The 3,521-nt window shown below is 42.0% G+C and carries 3 protein-coding genes; all 3 read left to right on the top strand.

The features are described from left to right. Positions 1-47: 47 nt before the first annotated feature. The gene (locus F9K33_16450; protein KAB2877411.1) at positions 48-287 is read left to right on the top strand and encodes a hypothetical protein; all 240 of its coding nucleotides are present in this window, start codon (positions 48-50) and stop codon (positions 285-287) included. Positions 288-717: 430 nt separating this feature from the next. Next, positions 718-1,386 (top strand): DUF4145 domain-containing protein, encoded by a 669-nt coding sequence (locus tag F9K33_16445; GenBank protein ID KAB2877410.1) that lies wholly within the window; start codon positions 718-720, stop codon positions 1,384-1,386. Positions 1,387-2,759: 1,373 nt separating this feature from the next. Continuing rightward, complete coding sequence (locus F9K33_16440) at positions 2,760-3,473, top strand: hypothetical protein (protein KAB2877409.1); 714 nt, start codon at positions 2,760-2,762, stop codon at positions 3,471-3,473. Positions 3,474-3,521: the final 48 nt, after the last annotated feature.

The following is a 3,521-nucleotide window of genomic DNA, read 5'->3' as shown; positions in this document are numbered from 1 at the left end:
GAGCGTTATCTGACATCACCGCCATCTTAGCATGGAAGGGTTAGACTATGTTACTAGACAATGACAAGATTGATGATACTGTGCTCGCTCTTCTTCACCTTACGAGCTTTGAAGATCATGGTGTCACACGTGCGTGGAAGGGGCATGCTTGGGACGCTCTTGGCCGACTTCACGAAAAAGGTATGATAAGCGACCCTCGAAGTAAGGCAAAATCAGTTGTCATGAGCGATGACGGAGCGAAGCGTGCCAAGGAACTCTTTGCGCTTTTCTTTATGAAAAAGGACTAACGACGGTGACGTCAGATAACATGCGGCTTCCCCGTTCACTCATGACGCGCTTTCTGGAGACCCACGGGCTACACTTTTGTGTGCGCGTCATTCGTCGATAGCTCGCGCACCGTACGACTTGGGCTTCGCTCTGACAGCCGATGAGTTTTGATTGTAAACCGGTTTCTCGACGCGAGGCGATAGTTCGATTTGAGATGTTTCGATAAATGAATTCAGTTTTGATCTTTGATTGTTTAACAATTTGAAAACTTCTTTGCCTCGCGCCGAGACGGTGATCTACTTGAGTTTGATTTCGGCTGTCAGAGCTTAGAAGATAATTTGATAGTTTATGTTTTTGATTTACACTAATTAATTGTGCGCGAGCTACCGCGTGTAGCCGCCGAACGTTATCCGACAGCCCTGACAACAGTCACCATTCCAAAGGAAAAAGATGGAAAAGTACATCACAGTAAACTATAACGGGAACCCCAGAGCGCTTGAGATCCCAAATATCTGCCCAAGATGCCAACAACATGTTGATATACAAACATCACAATGCATTACTTTGAAAGATACACTGGGTCAAGCGGTCTTTCTCTGTGTAAATCACAAATGTAATAGTTACTTTATTGCCTACTATGACATGACTCAACTGAATGGTAACGAGTTAATAAAAGTTGTACCTGAAGCCCTTAGAAGTGATGAATTTTCCACAACTATCAAATCTTTATCACCGACTTTTATCCATATCTATTCACAAGCGCAAAACGCTAAGCAACTTGGTTTAAATCATATTTTTGGCCCTGGTTTTCGAAAAGCCTTTGAGTTTTTGATCAAAGACTATGCAAAGTCAACTATTCCGGACAACGACTCCAAAGAAATACCACAAATCGAACAATCATTTTCTGGTGAAGTTGTAAACAATTACATATCTGATCCCAGAATTCAACAACTTGCAAAACGGGCTCTGTGGCTTGGGAATGACGAAACCCATTATTTACGAATATGGACTGAGCATGATGCAGACGACCTTCTTGCATTAATCAAACTAACTATTTATTACATAGAATCTGATATTTTAGCGAAAGAATATGAAAAAGATATGTCACCTAAAAAATAGTGAAAGGGCCGTCGGATAACATGCGGCTTACACGTGCCGCTTCGCGACGCCTTCTGATTTGACGATAGAGAGATTGTGGGCGTCGCTCGCCAGTAGCTCGCTCACGTTCTGAGTATGTTCTTAATTAACTATAATTTTCCTCGCGTGCGAGCTACTGCGTGTAGCCGCCGAGCGTTAGCCGACATGGCCAGAATACTTGAGGCTTGGCCTTGTCGCTGTTTGAAAGTTCTGTTCTTTGATCATACTTACGTTCTATTTCGTGTTGTACGATGAATTGCGAGCGGCCAGATACTTTGGTTCTTAGATTCAGTGGTATTTTGAAGCTTTAGTGTTTCGAGAAAATGGCCACGTCGGCTAACATGCGGCTTACACGTTCACTCCTGACGCGCTTTTTGATGTCCCCACAAGGCTACATTATTGTGTGCGCGTCATTCGTCAGTAGCACGCGCACAGTACGATTTGGCTTCGCTCTGCGTCCCGATCGTCTTTGATCGTGTTTCTGTTTGCACTCGGCTCGGTGAGATATTTTCCTTTGTAAGTTAATTTCAATTGTTTTAACTTTATGACGTGTTAGGGGCTTTCTCGTAGTCGTTCTTATCCATATTGTTTATGATGAACGAATTTGAAATATGTAGTTTGTTGTCTCGCCGAGTGCCGGTGATTTTATTCACACGATTTAGGGACGCAGAGCTATGAAGTTTCTTTGACACTTTTAGTTATTAATTAACACAATTATCTGTGTGCGCGTGCTACTGCGTGTAGCCGCTGTACGTTATCTGACATGGCCAGAATATACGAGGCTTGGCCTTGTCTCTGTTTGAAAGTTTCGTTCTTTGATTATGGTTACGTTTTATTTCGTGTTGCTCGATGAATCACGTTCGGCCAGAGATACTTTGATCCATTGATTCAGTGGTAGTTTTTGAGTTTAGTGTTTCGAGAAAATGGCCACGTCAGATAACATGCGGCTTCCACGTACGCTCATGACGCGCTTTTTGGAGTCCCCACAGGCTACACTTTTGTGTGCGCGTCATTCGCCGATAGCTCGCGCACCATTTGATTGGGCTTCGCTCTGCCAGCCGTTGAGTTCTAAATATTGTTACGTGACTCGACGCGAGGCGGTAGTTCGATTTGGAAAGTTTCGCAATTTGAGTTTAGTTTTGTTCTTTGATGTTTTAAGTTTTGAAAACTTCTTTGCCTCGCGCCGAGATGAGTTCCTTCTTACTTTCGTTTCGGCTGTCAGAGCTAAGAGGACTATTTGATAGTTCACGTTTTTAATTAACACATTCGTTTGTGTGCGCGAGCTACCGCGTGTAGCCGCCGAGCGTTATCTGACAGTCGGCAAACATAAAACCATATCTATTGTGAAAGGGAATATGAATAAAAATATTTTTCACGCTCTCCTAATGATACTCACTTTCACAAACTCGGCGTTGTCTCAATCAGAGTTCCTGGAATCCGATGTGGGCTTTCATTTTGGCCTCGAGGCAATGGAAACTTATCAAGTACTCAATCGCAAGGCAGCCGTAAATATAGGCTTTGCAAAAAAATATACCGAAAGTATTGTTGGGGTTGGGGTGAAAGTTGGCGTCGGTATGGAGGATCAAGACTTCTTTGATTACGGCACAACTGCTTCAAGTATTTTTGAGCCTTATATTTCTGTAGCCATATTAACAAATAAATCTGCATTTTTCTCACTAAAGGGAGTTTTATCCTATTATCATGCAGATTATGGCTCAGAAAATCTTGATGAATCACTTGACTCATTTGAATCAAAGACTTACAAATTAGGACTATCAATATATAGATCACTCTCACTAAGTCAATCGATGATGCTAACTCCTGAATTATCGGCCATATTTGTAGAAAAAAAAGCAGGCTACAACTCAAACATTGGTAGCTATAAAATGAAGAAAGTAGATTATAAGATAGGATTAGCATTGGGTTTCAAGGTTAGTTCACAAAACATGATAATTATTACGCCTGCGCTTGTATCTCCAAAGATAAGCAGTAGAAATTCCGGATTTTCCAATGAAGACAATAAGCGCTTGGACTTGAACATTGATTACATATTAAATTTGGGGAAATAATTATTCATTGCCGACCGTCAGATAACATGCGGCTTACACGTGCCGCTT

This window comes from bacterium, from assembly GCA_008933615.1.
Taxonomy (GTDB): domain Bacteria; phylum CLD3; class CLD3; order SB21; family SB21; genus SB21.
Note: the sequence above shows the minus strand (reverse complement) of the source record. Positions and strands in the feature narration are given on the sequence as shown.